Here is a 15,520-nt window from a genome sequence, read left to right on the forward strand (position 1 = left end):
GGGTGACACAGCCGTAGTGTTAGCGCTCACAAAGAGGGCGTCAACACTTGTTCTCGAAATGCGCCCGTCACGGTCTCGTAACGGTGTCGACTATCGAGCGTCAGCCCGACGAGAAACAGCTGCGCTGTCACGACGGCATCACCCACGGTCCGCGATCGGCGGCGGGACACCGATCGCGGACGCGACAGCGGTCAGCTCGTCGAGACGCCGTCCACGGTGCGGGGCAGGCCCAACGGGTTGGCCTCGCGAAGCTCCAGCGGAAGCAACGGATCGGGGACGTTCTGGTAGCACACCGGACGCAGCCACCGCTCGATCGCGGTGCTGCCCACCGAGGTCGAAGCGCTGGTGGCAGCGGGGTACGGTCCACCGTGCTGCATGGCGGGAGCGACAGTCACGCCGGTCGGCCACCCGTCCACCACCACGCGTCCCGCGATCGCGCTCAGCCCGGCGACAAGGTCCGCGGCCACGTCGTCCCGCTCGTCGACCGCCAGGTGTGCGGTCGCCGTGAGGTTGCCCGGCAGAGCGTGGAGCACCGCGTCCCGTTCGGCCGACGAGGCGTAGCGGACCAGCACGGTGACCGGCCCGAAACACTCCTCCAGCAGCTCCTCGTACGGCCCGCCGTCGGCGAGCCGCGACGCCGCGACGGAGAGCACGCCCGGCCGGACGGCCAGCGGCGTCAGGTCGTCGCCGGCCTCGCCCGCCCCGATCGGCTCCGTCACACCCGGGAGCGCCGCGCGGGAGCGGACCCCGGCGAGGAACGCCTCCCGCATGCGCGGGTCGAGCATCGGCCCGGACGGGACCGTCGCCGCCACGACCGACTGGACGACGGCATCGCCCGCCGCGCCCGCCGGCAGGAGGACCAGACCCGGCTTCACGCAGAACTGCCCCATACCGAGCGTGTACGAGGCCGCGAGTCCCGCCCCGATCTCCTCCGCCCTGGTCTCGGCCGCCCGCTCGGTCACCACCACCGGGTTGAGGCTGCCCAGCTCGCCGTGGAACGGGATCGGCCGGGGCCGGGAGGACGCGATGTCGAACAACGCGCGGCCGCCCCGCACCGAGCCGGTGAAACCCACCGCCGCGGTCAGCGGATGGCGTACGAGTGCGGGGCCCGCGTCGAAGCCGTGCACCAGGCCGACGACGTCCTCGGGCAGCCCGACCTCGGCCGCCGCCGCCCGGAGCGCCTGGGCACACAGGACGGAGGTGGCGGGGTGGTCCGGGTGGGCCTTGACCACCACCGGACATCCCGCGGCCAGGGCGCTCGCGGTGTCGCCGCCCGGCACGCTGAACGCCAGTGGGAAGTTGCTCGCCGCGAAGACCGCGACCACACCGAGCGGCACCTTGTAGCGGCGCAGGTCGGGACGGGGCGCGGGTGCCGCCGACGGGTCGGCGTGATCGATGATCACGTCCAGGTAGGCGCCGGCTGCCACCACGTCCGCGAACGCGCGGAGCTGGTAGCAGGTGCGGGCGAGCTCCCCGGTGAGCCGCACCCGGCCGAGGGCGGACTCCGCGTCGGCGGTCGAGACGATCTCCTCGCCGCTCTTCTCCAGGAACGCGGCGGCCGTACGCAGAAGGTCCGCCCGACGGACGGGGTCCCGCAGGGCAGCTCCGGCGGCTGCCGCGGCGCGTACCGCGCGATCCACATCCTGCGCCGTCGACTCGGTCGCGACGCGTTCCCGCGGCCTGCCGGTACGCGGGTCACGGCTCAGCACGTCAGTCACCGTTTCGTCCTCCTTCTTCGGCCGCCTCGGGCGGCGTCGTCTCCTCGACCAGTGCGGCCAGCTCGCCCAGCGGCACCGGCACGGCGAGGCTGCGGGTGGCCAGCGGGCGCAGGTCGTCCACGCCGGTCTCGCGTCCACTCAGCCAGGCCGCGATGCCCGCGGTGGCGAGGCCGCACACCCGTCCCTGGCACCAGCCCATTCCCGGCCGCGCCAGCATCTTCAGCGTGCGGGCGTCCTCCGCGCCGAGGTCGTGGTGGGCCCGACGCAGGTCACCGTAGGCGACCTCCTCGCAGCGGCAGACGAGCGTGGTGTCCGTCAACCAGTCGGGCCAGGCACGGGGCAACGGGTAGGTCCGGTGCATGGCGGTGGCGAACCGGCGGCCCCGCCGGACGGCACCGCGCAACCGTCTCATCAGCTCCGGGTCGGCCGGACGGCGACGTTCGGCGGCGAGGGCGAGGGCACTCAGGCGCCCCTCGTGGACCGCCAGTGCCGCACCGCCCACGCCGGTGGCCTCGCCGGCGACGTACAGTCCGTCGACGCTGCTGCGCTGGCGGTCGTCGACGGCCACGACGAGCGAGCCGTCGGTGTCCAGCACCGTCCGCGCGCCGAGCATGAGCGGCAGCTCGAGGGAGGGGGTGAAGCCCCAGCCGAGCGCCACGAGGTCGGCGGCGATCTCCTCGTCCGGACCGGTCGGACGGCCGTCGCGGTCCACCCGCGCGACCCGGACCGCCTCCGCGCGGTCCGTGCCGAGCACCTCACGGATCACGGTTCGCGTCCGGTACGGGATGCGGTGCCGGGCCATCAGCGCGGCGTACCGGAGAGCTTCGACGCTCTTGCCCGGCGCGGACACCGCGCCCGCCGGGGAGCGGAACCAGCCCAGCGTTCCGTTGGCCTCGACGACGGCCGCGACGGTCACCCCCGCCCGGGCGAGGCCGGTGGCCACTGGCAGCAGGAACGGGCCGGTGCCGGCGACGACAGCGCGTTTCCCGGCCGGCGTGCGGTGTCCTTTGAGCAGGGCCTGCGCTCCGCCCGCGGTCAGCACGCCGGGCAGGTCCCAGCCGGGCACGGGCAACTGCCTGTCGTATCCCCCCGGGCAGAGGATCAGCGCGTGCGCGGCGAGTGTCCGGTCCGAGCCGTCCGGGGAGCGGCCGGCGGTGGCCGCGGCCGTGGCGGCGGTGACCCGGAGCGTGAACGGGCCGTTCGCTTCCCGGGTGATGAGCCAGACCTGGTGACCGGGCAGGTAGTGGATCCGGCCGGCGGCGCGGAGGGCGTCCAGCCGGGACCGCAGCCGCGTGAAGACGGACCAGCCGTGATGGCCGAGGTGATCATCGGGGCGGGCGTGGGTCTGGTCGTAGTGGCGCCAGTACTGCCCACCGGGCTGTGCGGCGGTGTCGATCAGCGTGACGCCGAGTCCGGCCTCGGCGGCCTCGACGGCGGCGGCAAGTCCGGCCGGACCCGCACCCACCACGGCTACGTCATGCATCGTCGTCCCCCGGGCCGCCGGCGTCTTCGAGAACGGCATGCGGCTCGGCGTACGCGCCGAGCCGCATGCCGTCGGCGGCGGCGACGAGGCAGGCACGCTGGTCGGGGATCCCGTCGACCGTGATCAGGCAATCGAAGCAGATGCCGATCCCGCAGAACACCCCACGGGGACGGCCACCCCTGCCGGTGGTGCGCCAGTCCGTCACTCCAGCGGCGATCAGCGCGGCGGCGACGCTCTGGCCGGGCTCGGCCGCGACGGTCGTGCCGCGGAAGGTCATCTGATGGGTCATCGGGGTTCCTCCTCGGCCTCCGGAAAACGGTCCGGGGCGAACGGCGCGAGATCCAGATCGGTCCGCTCCCCGACGAGCGCCTGCGCGATCAGCTTCCCGGTCCCGGCGGACAGCCCGATGCCGGCGCCCTCGTGGCCACAGGCGTGCCAGAGACCGGGCGCACGGGGGTCGGGCCCGATGACGGGCAGGTGGTCGGGGCAGTACGGACGGAATCCGTGGTACGTGCGCATCGCCCGGACGTTTCGCAGCATCGGGAACAGCTCGATCGCCTTGGCCGCGAGCGTGCCGATGGCGGTGACCGACACGCTCCGGTCGAATCCGACACGTTCCCGGGACGCGCCGATGAGGATGGTGCCGCCGGCGGTGCCCTCGACCACGGGCGACGTCTGCAGCGCGGCGTCGGAACTGGCCACGTCACCTACGTACTCGGCGGCGTAGACCTTGTGCCGGATCGTCCGGGCCGGCATCGGCTGGGTGACCAGGATGAAACCGCGCCGGGGCAGCACGGGGACGTGCACCCCGGCGAGGTCGGCGACGCCGCCGGCCCACGTGCCGGCGGCGTTGAGCACCGCGCCGGCGGAGATGTCGCCCGACGAGGTCCGCACCCCGGTCACCCGGGTGCGGTCGCGGAGGAAACCGGTCACCTCGGTGCGGGTACGCACCTGGGCACCGCGCTCGCGGGCCAGCCGGAGCAGATGGGCCGCGACCAGCATCGGCTGGACCTGAGCGTCCTGGGGGTAGAAGGCGCCTCCGGCTAGCTGCGGGGCGAGCTGCGGTTCGTAGTCGCGCAACTCGTCCTGCGCGACGTCGCGGACCTCGACACCGCACCGACGCTGCTGGACGGCGAGCGCACGCAGCGACGCGACGCCCCGCTGCGAGGCCGCGACGACGAGGCCGCCCTTGGACTCGAACTCCCAGAGGTCACCGTGTTCGGCGAGGTCCGCACGCCAGACCCGCTGGGAGTACAGAGCCAGGTCGAGTTCGGGACCGGCCTCCTTGTCGGACACCAGCACGTTGCCCTCGCCGGCGCTCGAGGTGCCGCCGGCGATCGCGCCACGCTCGACGACGACCACCCGCAGTCCCGCCGACGCCGCGAAGTACGCGCTGGCCGCGCCCACCACACCCGCGCCGACGACCACCAGGTCCGCGCTCGTGCCGCCGCCCCACTCCGCACTCGCCGACGCTCGGGCGGGTCGCCGTCGTGCCGGGTCCGGCGTCGGCTGGCGCTCGCTCATGGTGTGTCTCCGGCGCCGCCGGCCCACAGCCCCCGTACGTGACCGATGTGGCGGTGCATCAGCAGTTCGGCGCCGGCCGGGTCGCGGGCCTCGACGAGGTCCAGCAGTTCGTGGTGCTCCGCGGCCGAGCGGCCCAGCCTGCCGCTTTCCAGCAGCGGGGTCAGGCCGAGCAGCCGGGTCCTGGACCGCAGGTCGGACACGACGTCCATCAGGAAGCGGTTCCCGCTGTAGCCGAGCAGGGTCAGGTGGAAGACGTGATCGGCCTCGATGTAGCCGACCAGGTCACCGCACTCGACGGCGTCGACGATGGCCTGCGCGAGGGTCCGCAGTTCCGGGAAGTCCTCCGTCGGGATCACCGGCACGACGTTGCGCACGGTCGGCGGCTCGATGAGCAGCCGGACAGCCGCCAGGTCGTCGAGGTCCTCCTCGGACATCTCGGTGATCCGGAAGCCCTTGTTCGCGTGCGTGACGACCAGGCCCGCCTTCACCAGGTCGAGCATGGCCTCACGCACCGGTGTGGGCGAGACGCCGAGCTGCGCGCCCAGCGCCGGGGCCGAGTAGACGACACCGGGCTCCAGCTTGCCGGAGATGATCGCCGCGCGCAGGGCCTCCCTGATCCGGTCGCGGAGGTTCTCCCTGCGGCCGATGTCGGGAAGCTCCGGGACGGGCGTCGGGCTCACAGCAGGAACCCCGCAGGGAACGGGTCGGTGGGGTCGACGTGGAACTGGGACGTCGCGGTGACCCAGGCCCGGCCGGTGATCGACGGCAGGACCGCGGGGAGCGGCCCGACCGTGGTCTCGCCGAGCAGCCGCCCGGTGAAGCGGGTACCGATGAACGACTCGTTGACGAAGTCGTCGCCGATGCCCAGCTCACCCCGCGCGTGCAGCTGCGCCATCCGGGCGCTGGTGCCGGTGCCGCAGGGCGAGCGGTCGAACCAGCCCGGGTGGATGGCCATGGCGTGCCGGGACAGCTTCGCGGTCGAGCCGGGGGCCTTCAGGTAGACGTGGTGGCAGCCGTTGATGTCGGCACGCTCGGGGTGGACCGGACGGTCCTGCTCGTTCACCGCCTCCATGATCGCCAGGCCGGCGGCCAGCAGTTCGTCCGCGTGAGAGCGGTCGAAGGGCAGTTCCAGCGCCGTCAGGTCGACGACCGCGTAGAAGTTCCCGCCGAAGGCCATGTCGTATTCGACGGTGCCGAAGCCGGGGACCTCGACCTTGCGGTCCAACGCGTAGGCGAACGACGGGACGTTCTGGATGGTGACCGATTCCGCCGCACCGTTGCGCACCGCCACGGACGCGACGACCAGCCCGGCGGGGGTGTCCAGCCGGATCGTGGTCACCGGCTCGACGACGGGCACCATCCCGGTCTCGACGAGGACGGTCGCGACGCCGATGGTGCCGTGCCCGCACATCGGCAGCAGGCCGGAGACCTCGATGAAGAGCACACCGTAGTCGGCGTCGGGGCGGGTCGGCGGCTGAAGGATCGCACCGCTCATCGCGGCGTGGCCCCGTGGTTCGTACATCAGCAGGGTGCGGACGTCGTCGCTGTTGTCCATGAACCACAGTCGCCGCTCGGCCATCGTGGCACCGGGAATCGTGCCCATGCCGCCGACGATGACCCGGGTGGGCATGCCCTCGGTGTGCGAGTCGACGGCGTGGAAGGTGCGGCGGGACCTCATTTGTAGCCCTTGGCCAGCACGGCCTCGGTGTCGGCGGTGATCCGTTCGACCAGCTCCGCGGGCAGCGCCAGGCGGGGCGGGCGGCAGGCGCCGCCCTTGCGGCCGGCGATATCCATCGACAGCTTGATCGACTGGACGAACTCGGTCTTCGAGTCCCAGCGCAGCAGCGGGTGCAGGTCCCGGTAGATGGGCAGCGCCTTGGCGATGTCGGCGGGGTCGCCCGAGGTGACCAGCCGGTAGAGCTCCACCGTGCTCTCCGGGATCGCGTTCGGATACCCGGCGATCCAGCCGACCGCGCCGGCCACCCCGAGTTCGAGCAGTACGTCGTCCGCACCGACCAGCAGGTCCAGGCCGGGGGCGAGTTCGGCGATCTCGTACGCCCTGCGGACATCGCCGCTGAACTCCTTCACGCCGACGACCAGGCCCTCGTTGAACAGCTCGGCGAGCAGCGCGGGGGTCAGATCCACCTTCGTGTCGATCGGGTTGTTGTAGGCGACGACCGGCAGCCCGGCACGAGCGACCTCCCGGTAGTGCTCGACGACCGCCCGGTGGTCGGCGCGGTACGCGTTCGGCGGCAGCAGCAGGACGGAGGTGGCTCCGGCCTCGGCGGCCTGCTCCGCCCAGCGGCGGGCCTCGAGCGCGCCGTACGCGGCGACGCCGGGCATGACGCCGAATCCGGCGGGGGCGGCCTGCACGGCCGTCTCGACGACGCGGGCCCGCTCCTGCGGGGTCAGGGTCTGGTACTCACCGAGGGAGCCGTTGGGGGTCACCCCGTCGCAGCCGCCGACGGCGAGGAACCGGACGTGCTCGGCGTACGCGTCGTGGTCGACGGAGAGGTCGTCGTGGAAGGGAAGTGCCGTCGCGACGTGTACGCCGCGCCACGGCTTTGCGGGGGTGGTCATGCTGGCTCTCCTCAGCGTCGTAGGGGGAACGCGGGGTCGTGCGGTGTCACACCTGCTGGGCGGCTGCCATCCACTTCTCCAGCCCGTCGGCCGCCAGCGGGAGCGCGCGGGACAGCACCTCCGAGCCCTCCGGCGTGACCAGGATGTCGTCCTCGATGCGCACGCCGATCCCGCGCAGTTCCGGGGGCACGGTCAGGTCGTGCGCGTGGAAGTACAGGCCGGGCTCGACCGTGAGCACCATGCCGGGCGCCATGACCGCGTCCTGGTACGCCTCCCGCGAGACCCGGGCGCAGTCGTGCACGTCCAGCCCGAGGTGGTGGCCGATGCCGCACACCAGATAGCGCCGGTGCTGCTGCCCGGTGTCGGACAGCGCCTCGTCCACGGAGACCGGCAACAGCCCCCAGTCCGCCAGCCCGCGGGCGATCACCTCCATCGACGCGTGGTGGAACTCGCTGAACCGGCGGCCGGTGCCCACTGCCGCCAGTCCGGCCCGGTGGGCCCGTTCCACAAGGTCGTGCACCTGCCGTTGGGCGGACGAGAAGCGTCCGGAGGCGGGGAACGTGCGGGTGACGTCGGCGGTGTAGTAGCTGTTCACCTCGACGCCCATGTCGAGCAGGAGCAGCTCGTCCGGCAGCACCGGACCGTCGGCGCGCACCCAGTGCAGCGTGGGCGCGTGCCGGCCGCTGCCGACGATCGTGGCGTAGCCGGGACCGTTGCCGTACGCCCGGGCGTACCGGTCGAAGGTGCCCTGCAGCCACCGCTCCCCCGGTCCCTGGATCGCGGTGGGGAGCTCGCGCACGACCGCGGCGAAGCCCTCGACCGTGCGGTCCACCGCCTCCCGGAGCTGGCCGATCTCCCACTCGTCCTTGTACATGCGCAGCTCGTCGAGGGTACGGGCGACCTCCTCGTCGCGGGTCACCTCCTCGGTGAGCTCCGCGAGCGGGCGGACGTCGACGCCGAGCGCCCGCGCCCAGTCGTCCAGGCCCGGGGCGGCACCGACCCACAGCTCCCCGTATCGGGCGTCGGCGAAGAACCCGGGGTCGCCGGGGTAGGCGGGCGGCGGCAGGTAGAGGGTGGGGTGACCGTCGCGGAGTACGACGGTGGCGTTCTCGACGGCGCAGCCGGTGGTCCAGAAGAAGTCGCTGTCCGGACGGAAGTCGTACGCCGTGTCGTTGCTGCGTACGGGCGCCTCGCCCGCGGTCAGCACGATGGTGCGGCCGGGCAGCGCCTCGGCGAGCCGGGCCCGGTGGACGGCGGCGGCTTCGGCGGCGCCGGCGACGACCGGCGGGGTGCGGTCGGGCACGTCCCAGCCCGTCGCCATGTACTGGGTGAATGCCGGGATCTCGGACAGCTTCGGGGGCCTGCCGTCACGCATCGGAAGTTCCTTCCTGCCGGGGGTCGCGTGGGCCTCGCGTGATCTTCCGCTGGTCGTCGATGCCTCCGCCGGTCTCCCGGACCAGCTGGGTCAGCCGGGCGAAGACCCGGTCGTCCTCGCGGACGCCGTCGTGTTCGTACTCGTTGGTGATCCAGGTCTGGAGGTTGCCGACCCGGTTGGCGGTGTCGAGTTGCAGTCCCGCGTCGACGTACATGTCGTCGTGGTAGACGGCGGCGGCCACCGGCACCTCGTTGGCGGCCAGCCGGTCCGGGTCGTAGAGCGGCGGCCACTCCGGCCGGGTGGCCAGCAGCTCGACGGCGCTGCGGAACGGGCGTAGCTCGGCGATCTCCTCGAACATCCAGGGGTAGATCATCTCTCCGGTGAACAGCAGCGGCCTGGCTTTCTCGGCGAACTGCGGATGTCTGTCCCGTTCGGCCTGTGCCGCCCAACCGGTGGCCGCGGCGCCGTGCCCGTAGATGCTCTCGTGCAGGGCCGCGAACAGGGGGTTGTCGGCGTACGACGTCCTGGTCAGCACTTCGTGCCGGAAGGTCGCGGACAGTTCGTCTCCGGAGAACGCCTCGTCGAGCAGCCAGTGCAGCCGTTCGTACCCGGGCTTCATGCCGAGGTCCATGCCGAGCGACTGGAACCGGCGGACGCTGAGCACATCGCCGTCGGGCAGCAGCACGTCGCCCTCGGCCAGCCGGTCGGCGATCCGGGCCACCTGGGCGATCTGGTGCGGGTACCGCCGGTAGAACTGCCGGTTCTTGGCCTCGACGCGGGGGTAGGTGCGCCGGTAGACCTCTGCCGCCGACGGGTCGAGGCCGGGCAGGCCGCCGGTGACGTAGCAGGCGGTCAAGCCCTCCGGGGCCCTCGACAGGTACGTCAGGGTGATGAAGCCGCCGTACGACTGCCCGAGGGTGGACCATCGTCCGCCCCCGAAGACGGTCTTCCGCAGGTACTCGTGGTCGGCCACGATCGAGTCGGCCCGGAAGCAGGCGAGGTAGGCGGCGGCTTCCTCGGTGGTCGCGAAGGCGCCCATCCGGCGGCCGTCGATGCGGGTGCTGCGGCCGGTGCCGCGTTGGTCGACGAGGACGACGCGGTGCTCGCGCAGTGCCCGGTCGAGCCACCCGGACCGGTTGAGCGGGCGGGGCCCCTTGCCGCCGGGTCCGCCCTGCAGGTAGACCAGGCACGGCAGGTCGTCGCCGTCGCGTACCGGGTCGACGATCTCACGGGCGAAGAGCTGGATGGTGCCGCGCGTCGGGTCGGACCAGTCCAGCGGCACGTCACTGACGTGGTCCCGGACGCGCATGCCGGGGATCGTGTAAGTCGCGGCGACGGTCATCGAAGTTCCTCTTTCGCCGTGCTGGTCGAGCGTGGATCGGGCTCGGCGCAGCACCCGAACAGTCTGCGACGCCTCGCCGACCTGGTCACACGGGCCCTACTCGCACCACCGCGACGCCGGCAGACGCCGCAGTAGGGTGTGCCATTGCACTGAACCCTAATGTGAGAGCGAGTGTCTGCCAAGAGCGATCGTCGCTCGATGTTGGACGTGTCGGCTGTCGCGTCCGGCGGCTTTGAGCGCCGCCGCCCGAATCGGCGCGACCTGGTCGTCGTCCCCGTGTGCCAGCGGGGCGGGTACGTCGATCTGCCGAAGATGCTCGGTGAAGTCGGTCTGGGAGAGCTGCTTGACGCAGTCCACCGCCGCCTGCAAGCCGGCCTACATGCTCGTCGACGGCATTGGTCGGCGCGCCTTCGGGGTTCGCGTCAGTCTGCAGTATCAGTGGCGTGACGGCGCCTACCAGCATCGCCTTGGCGACCCGCGAGGTGCCGTGTCGCGCCAAGTGCCGGTTGACCTCGCCGCCGCCGGTGGAGTGGTTGAACAATGACGGTGTCCGCGCCGGTCGTGCGCGATGGCCCCGCACCCTGGGAGGTATGACCTGCATCACTCGACGCGCGAGGCGCACGTGGCCGAATCGGACCAGAGCTTCGCCATCGGCCCGAGGCGGCCTCGCTGGGCACCGGATGCTAGGCAGCCGACACGCCGATCCCACACTGGGCAACCGGCAGTTCGTGAATATCCGGTTAGGCGCACCTTTACAAGGCATGCCGGTTTCCGAAAGTGACGGGTGATACTTCGCAGCGAACGGAGCGAGCCAGGGCCGAGACACATCCTTAATCTTCTTGCAATGCTGCAGGTGATCTGGGGCCGCGAGTCGGAGCTCGACGATCTCCGGCGGCTCGTGACAAGGCTGCCCGACGGCGGCGGCGTGCTCGTCGTGCGCGGCGGGGCGGGGATCGGCAAGTCATCGCTGCTCTCCGCGGTCGCGGAGGAGGCGGCGAGCCGCGAGATCGAGACGGTGACGCTGGTCGGTGTGCAGGCGGAGTGGCGCCTGCCGTTCGCGGCCGCGCACACGCTGCTCGGGCTGCTCGGCGTCGGCGAGCCGCCGGACGTGGGCGGCAGCCTGGACCATTACCAGTTCCAGCTCTCACTGGCGCTGCTCAACGCGCTGACCACCCGCTCCGCGCACCGACCGCTGCTCATCCTGGTGGACGACGCGCAATGGCTGGACAGACCGAGCTGGGACGCCCTCGCCTTCGTCGGCCGGCGCCTGGCCACCGACCCGGTCGCGCTGATCCTGGCGATGCGCGACGGCCCAGGGACGGAGACTCGGCTGGCCCGGATGTCGGTCGCCGAACTACACGTGGGTCCGCTGTCGGAGGGGCACTCGGCGGCCCTGCTGGACGAGCGGGCCCCGGGCCTGGATCCCCGACTGCGCGCAAGGATTCTGGCCGAGGCAGCTGGCAATCCGCTCGCCCTGGGCGAGCTGGCCGCGGCCGTCACGCGTGCCGGCGAGGCCGGGCTGCCGCCCTCATCGTTGCCACTGACGACCCGCCTGGAACGGACGTTCGGCCCATTGATCGCCGAGATGCCGGTCCCGACCCGCACACTGCTGCTGGTCGCCGCGCTCGACGACGGCGACCGGCTCGACGAAATCATGGGCGCTGCCACCCTGGTAGCGGGCGTGCCGCTAACCGTCGAGGACGTGGAACCAGCCATCGCCGCCCGCCTGGTCGACGTCGACGACAGTTTCCAGCTCCGATTCCGTCACCCCCTTGTGCGGTCCGCCATCAAGCATGGGGCGACCCGCTTTCAAGCGCAGCAGGCGCACGCCGCGCTCGCCCGGGCGACGAGCGACCCGGAGCGCGCGGTCCGGCATCGCGCGGCGGCCACCGTCGGCACCGACGAACAGGTCGCCGACGAGGTGGACCAACTCGCCACCCGGCTACGTCAACGTGGCGCGGCCGGTGCGGCAGCGCCGCTGTGGGCGCGGGCCGCGCAGCTGACCGGCGACCTCCGTCGGCGCGCGAGTCTGCTGTTGCGGGCCCTCGAGATGAGGCTGGAGGTCGCGGACCACGAGGGCGCCGCCCGGCTCCTGCGAGCGATCGTTCCCGACGACCTGCCGACCGAGGACCAGGTGGTGCTGCAATGGTTGCGCGAGGTCGCGGACGGCGGCTGGTCGGGCGTCACGCGACTGTCTGCCCATCTCGCCGCAGCCGAAGGGCTGAGCCGCTCCGGCCACGACGACCGCGCCCTTTACGTCCTGTTCCGCGTTGCGGTACGCGGGTTCTTCTCGAATCCCGACCAGGAGCTGCGAAACGAGTGGGTCGCCCTGCTCGAACGCCTCGACCTGCACGAACTGACCCCTCGGCTGGTCGCCACGCTCGGCCTGATCGCGCCGGTCGAACGCGGTGCCGCCGTCGTCGAGCGGTTGACCGCTTTACTCGATCACCCCAACCTCACCGGTACCGATCTGACGGAACTCGCGGCAGGTGCGCTCGCCGTCGGGGCGCCCGAGGCAGCCACCCGGCTAGCCGCCGAGGCGGTCGCGCTGAACCGCCAGCAAGGGAACTTGATCTCGCTCACCTGGGCGCTGGCCTACCAGGCGTGGAATGCCAACTCGCTCGGCGACGCCTTCCTCGCCCGCGCCGCAGCGGCCGAGGCCGACGGGCTCACGGCCGAGACCCGCCAACTCAACTACCTGGTGCCCAACAGGCTCAACCACGGGCATGCGGAGGCGCTGTTCGGCAACGGCGACACCGCCCGCGCCATAGCGGACGAATGCGAGCGGGCCCTGCTGTCAAGTGGCGCGCACACCATGCTCGCCCTGGTCCGGGTCATACGCGGCATCGCCGCCCTGGCCGACGGACGGTACGACGAAGCTCATGAGGAGTTGGATGCCATCTTCGATCCATCCTCTGCGTCGTACCACCCGTACGTGCGGTTTTCGACCATCGCCCACCTCGCCGAGGCGGGCGCGCACTGCGGCCGGCGCGAACAGGTGACGGCCCGGATCCGCGAGCTGGAGCCGATCGATGCGGCCGGCCCGTCGCCGTTGCTGCGCGTGGGCCTACACTGCGCGCGGGCTCTGGTGGCCCCCGACGACCAGGCGGAGGGGGCCCTGCGGGCGGCGCTTGAGAGCGGCCTCACCGCATGGCCCTTCGAACGATCCCGCCTCCAACTCGCCTACGGCACCCGGCTCCGGCGGCGGCAGCCGGCCGCAGCCCGGTCGGTGCTGCGCGCGGCCGCCGACACGTTCGGCGGACTCGGCGTCCGCCCCTGGGCCGAACGGGCACAACGTGAACTGCGGGCCTCCGGCGAGACCCGGCGACGCCCTGCCGACGGGATCTACGAGCTCACGTCGCAGGAGCTGCAGGTCGCCCGACTGGCGGCGCAGGGCCTGACCAACCGGGAGATCGCCAGCAGGCTCTTCCTGTCCCCCCGGACCGTCGGCAGCCACCTGTACCGGATTTACCCGAAGGTGGGTGTTGGCTCCCGTACCCAACTCGCCGCCGTGATGGCCCGTAGTTACGTCACCTGACGCAGGCTCCCGCCCACCGCCGCTCGTACCTTGCTAAGCACTGACCTGGTTGGGGACGGAAGGCGACGCACGGTGCGTCGGCGCGCGGCGTAGTCCGCGCTGACCGGTCGTGTGTGCCCGGCACCCAACGCGGAGGCTTTGCCGCCACCGCCGGCGCCAGGTCGTCCAAGCCGAGGTGGGCTGACGCTCCGCCGAAGCGGTCGACCAGCAGTGGAGTGATAGTGGGCGTCGCTGTCGCGACCGCAACGTCTTCTGGCCAGCTCCATTCTCCACCCGACAGTAAGGGGGTCACGTTGTCGTTGCTTGATCCGCGGCCAGCCAGATCCGAGGGGGCTCGCGCCACATGTGGCCTGCTCATCGGCGGCGCGCAGGTGCCGGCCACCTCCGGCCGCACCACCGATGATCTCGACCCGGTCACTGGCCAGGTGTACGTGAAGGTGGCCGCAGCGGACAGCAGCGACGCCCGGAGGGCGGTCGACGCGGCCCACACCGCATTTCCCGGCTGGGCCGCAACATCGCCGCCCGGTCGTCGCGTCCTGCTCAACCGGGCAGCGGAGCTGCTGGAGGAACGCGCAGACGAGTTCGTCGAGATCATGATCCGGGAGACGGCAGGCACCCGCGGATGGGCCAAGGTCAACATACGGCTGAGCGCGATGCTGTTCCGCGAGGCTGCCACGACGGCGACCTGGCGAACCGGCGAGGCCGCTGCTCGCGACGTGGACGGGGTGTGGTCGCTCGCGGTCCGAGAGCCCGCCGGGGTCGTCGCGGCGTTCGTGCCGTGGAGCGGGCCGCTGTTCCTGTGCGCCCGGTCGGTCGCCCTGCCGCTGGCAGTCGGCAACACGGTGGTCATCCGCCCCAGTGAGCAGGCGCCGGTCACCGCCGGGCTGTTCCTCGCCGACGTACTGGCGGAAGCGGGATTCCCCGCCGGGGTCGTCAATGTGGTCACGAACAACTGGATCGACGCGCGGGAGGTGGCCGAAGCGTTGATCACGGATCCCCGGGTCCGCAGGGTCAGCTTCACCGGTTCCGCGCCGAGCGGTCGAATCATCGCGCGCGTGGCCGGCGAGCATCTCAAGCGGGTCATGCTCGCACTAGGTGGCAAAAACCCGATTCTCGTCCTCGACGATGCGGACGTGGATCTCGCCGCCGAGCAGGTCGCCCGGGCCCGGTTCATGAACTCCGGCCAGCTCTGCCTCTCGGTGGACCGGATCATCGTCGACCGGTCTGTCGCCGCGCGGTTCACCGAGAGGTTCCTCGCGCACGTCGCAACGTACGGCGAGGGCGACCCGGCATCACTGGACACTCTCGTCGGGCCGTTGATCCACGCGCAGGCAGCCGATCGCGTCGCCGGGCTCGTCGCCGATGCGGTCGCCAAGGGCGCGCAAGTTCTGTACGGCGGTGGCCGTGCCCGAGGATCACGCTATCCGGCCACGGTTCTCACCGGTATCACCGCCGACATGCGAATCCACTCGGAGGAGATTCTCGGGCCGGTGGCGACCATCTACACGGTGGACTCGGAGAGCGAGGCGGTGGCGCTGGCCAACGACACCGAGCGCGTCCTGTCGAGCGCCGTCTACACCGGGAACGAGGCCCGCGGGGTGGCGGTGGCGCGGCGGCTGCGGCACAGCTGCGTAGACATCAACTCCCACTCGGTCACGGAAGAGCTGCCAGCCCTGATCGGCGGGATCCACGCCGGCGGGTGCGGTCACCTCACCGGCGCCCACGATACGGAGTTCTTCACCGAATCCCGTTGGATCAGGCTCATAGCCTGACGGACACGTCGTCGTGCCCGCTGACGATCGGCCGACCGGCACGTTCGGCGGCACCGCCTGGGGCAGCGATCCGATCGGTTCGCGGTGGCCGTTCTGTTCCTCTGCTCCAAGTTGGCTCCAGCCCAGCCGTCTGAGCGGCGATTCCCGAACCCGGTGGCGAGAGCACGGCGACGGCTCAGACGAAATCT

General features: G+C 71.9%; 12 protein-coding genes. 3 read left to right on the plus strand and 9 right to left on the minus strand.

Features of this window, described 5'->3' with window-relative positions:
- Nucleotides 1-191: 191 nt before the first annotated feature.
- From AB0F98_RS18275 to AB0F98_RS18315, 9 genes are read right to left on the minus strand one after another with little or no spacing between them, the layout of a single operon-like run.
- The gene (locus AB0F98_RS18275; RefSeq protein WP_357736455.1) at nt 192-1,718 is read right to left on the minus strand and encodes an aldehyde dehydrogenase (NADP(+)); all 1,527 of its coding nucleotides are present in this window, start codon (nt 1,716-1,718) and stop codon (nt 192-194) included.
- Nucleotides 1,711-3,201 carry an NAD(P)/FAD-dependent oxidoreductase gene (locus AB0F98_RS18280; protein WP_357736458.1) on the minus strand — a complete coding sequence of 497 codons (1,491 nt, stop codon included), beginning with the start codon at nt 3,199-3,201 and terminating at the stop codon, nt 1,711-1,713. Before AB0F98_RS18280 ends, AB0F98_RS18275 begins: the two co-directional genes overlap by 8 nt.
- Nucleotides 3,194-3,490, minus strand: coding sequence for a (2Fe-2S)-binding protein (locus AB0F98_RS18285; RefSeq protein WP_357736462.1), 297 nt, complete (start codon nt 3,488-3,490; stop codon nt 3,194-3,196). Before AB0F98_RS18285 ends, AB0F98_RS18280 begins: the two co-directional genes overlap by 8 nt.
- Entirely contained in the window at nt 3,487-4,725 is a 1,239-nt protein-coding gene (locus AB0F98_RS18290) for an FAD-dependent oxidoreductase (protein ID WP_357736465.1), read from the minus strand. Before AB0F98_RS18290 ends, AB0F98_RS18285 begins: the two co-directional genes overlap by 4 nt.
- Entirely contained in the window at nt 4,722-5,405 is a 684-nt protein-coding gene (locus AB0F98_RS18295; protein WP_357736468.1) for a GntR family transcriptional regulator, read from the minus strand. The genes AB0F98_RS18290 and AB0F98_RS18295 overlap by 4 nt, the downstream gene beginning before the upstream one ends.
- Complete coding sequence (locus AB0F98_RS18300) at nt 5,402-6,403, minus strand: proline racemase family protein (protein WP_357736472.1); 1,002 nt, start codon at nt 6,401-6,403, stop codon at nt 5,402-5,404. The genes AB0F98_RS18295 and AB0F98_RS18300 overlap by 4 nt, the downstream gene beginning before the upstream one ends.
- Complete coding sequence (locus AB0F98_RS18305) at nt 6,400-7,305, minus strand: dihydrodipicolinate synthase family protein (RefSeq protein ID WP_357736475.1); 906 nt, start codon at nt 7,303-7,305, stop codon at nt 6,400-6,402. The genes AB0F98_RS18300 and AB0F98_RS18305 overlap by 4 nt, the downstream gene beginning before the upstream one ends.
- 46 nt (nt 7,306-7,351) lie before the next feature.
- On the minus strand, nt 7,352-8,680 hold the full coding sequence (locus tag AB0F98_RS18310; protein WP_357736478.1) for an aminopeptidase P family protein: 1,329 nt from the start codon (nt 8,678-8,680) through the stop codon (nt 7,352-7,354).
- Nucleotides 8,673-10,022, minus strand: a complete 1,350-nt coding sequence (locus tag AB0F98_RS18315; RefSeq protein ID WP_357736482.1) for an alpha/beta fold hydrolase — start codon at nt 10,020-10,022, stop codon at nt 8,673-8,675. Before AB0F98_RS18315 ends, AB0F98_RS18310 begins: the two co-directional genes overlap by 8 nt.
- Before the next feature lie 343 nt (nt 10,023-10,365).
- Here AB0F98_RS18315 and AB0F98_RS18320 point away from each other — a divergent pair, with 343 nt between their 5' ends.
- From AB0F98_RS18320 to AB0F98_RS18330, 3 genes are all read left to right on the plus strand, one after another.
- A complete protein-coding gene (locus AB0F98_RS18320; protein WP_357736484.1) occupies nt 10,366-10,566 on the plus strand; it encodes a hypothetical protein in 201 nt (66 codons plus the stop codon).
- A 300-nt stretch (nt 10,567-10,866) separates the two neighbouring features.
- Nucleotides 10,867-13,560 carry an AAA family ATPase gene (locus AB0F98_RS18325; RefSeq protein WP_357736487.1) on the plus strand — a complete coding sequence of 898 codons (2,694 nt, stop codon included), beginning with the start codon at nt 10,867-10,869 and terminating at the stop codon, nt 13,558-13,560.
- A gap of 371 nt (nt 13,561-13,931) precedes the next feature.
- Entirely contained in the window at nt 13,932-15,332 is a 1,401-nt protein-coding gene (locus AB0F98_RS18330) for an aldehyde dehydrogenase family protein (RefSeq protein ID WP_357736490.1), read from the plus strand.
- Nucleotides 15,333-15,520: the final 188 nt, after the last annotated feature.

The organism is Micromonospora sp. NPDC023737, assembly GCF_040639715.1.
Taxonomy (GTDB): Bacteria; Actinomycetota; Actinomycetes; order Mycobacteriales; family Micromonosporaceae; genus Micromonospora.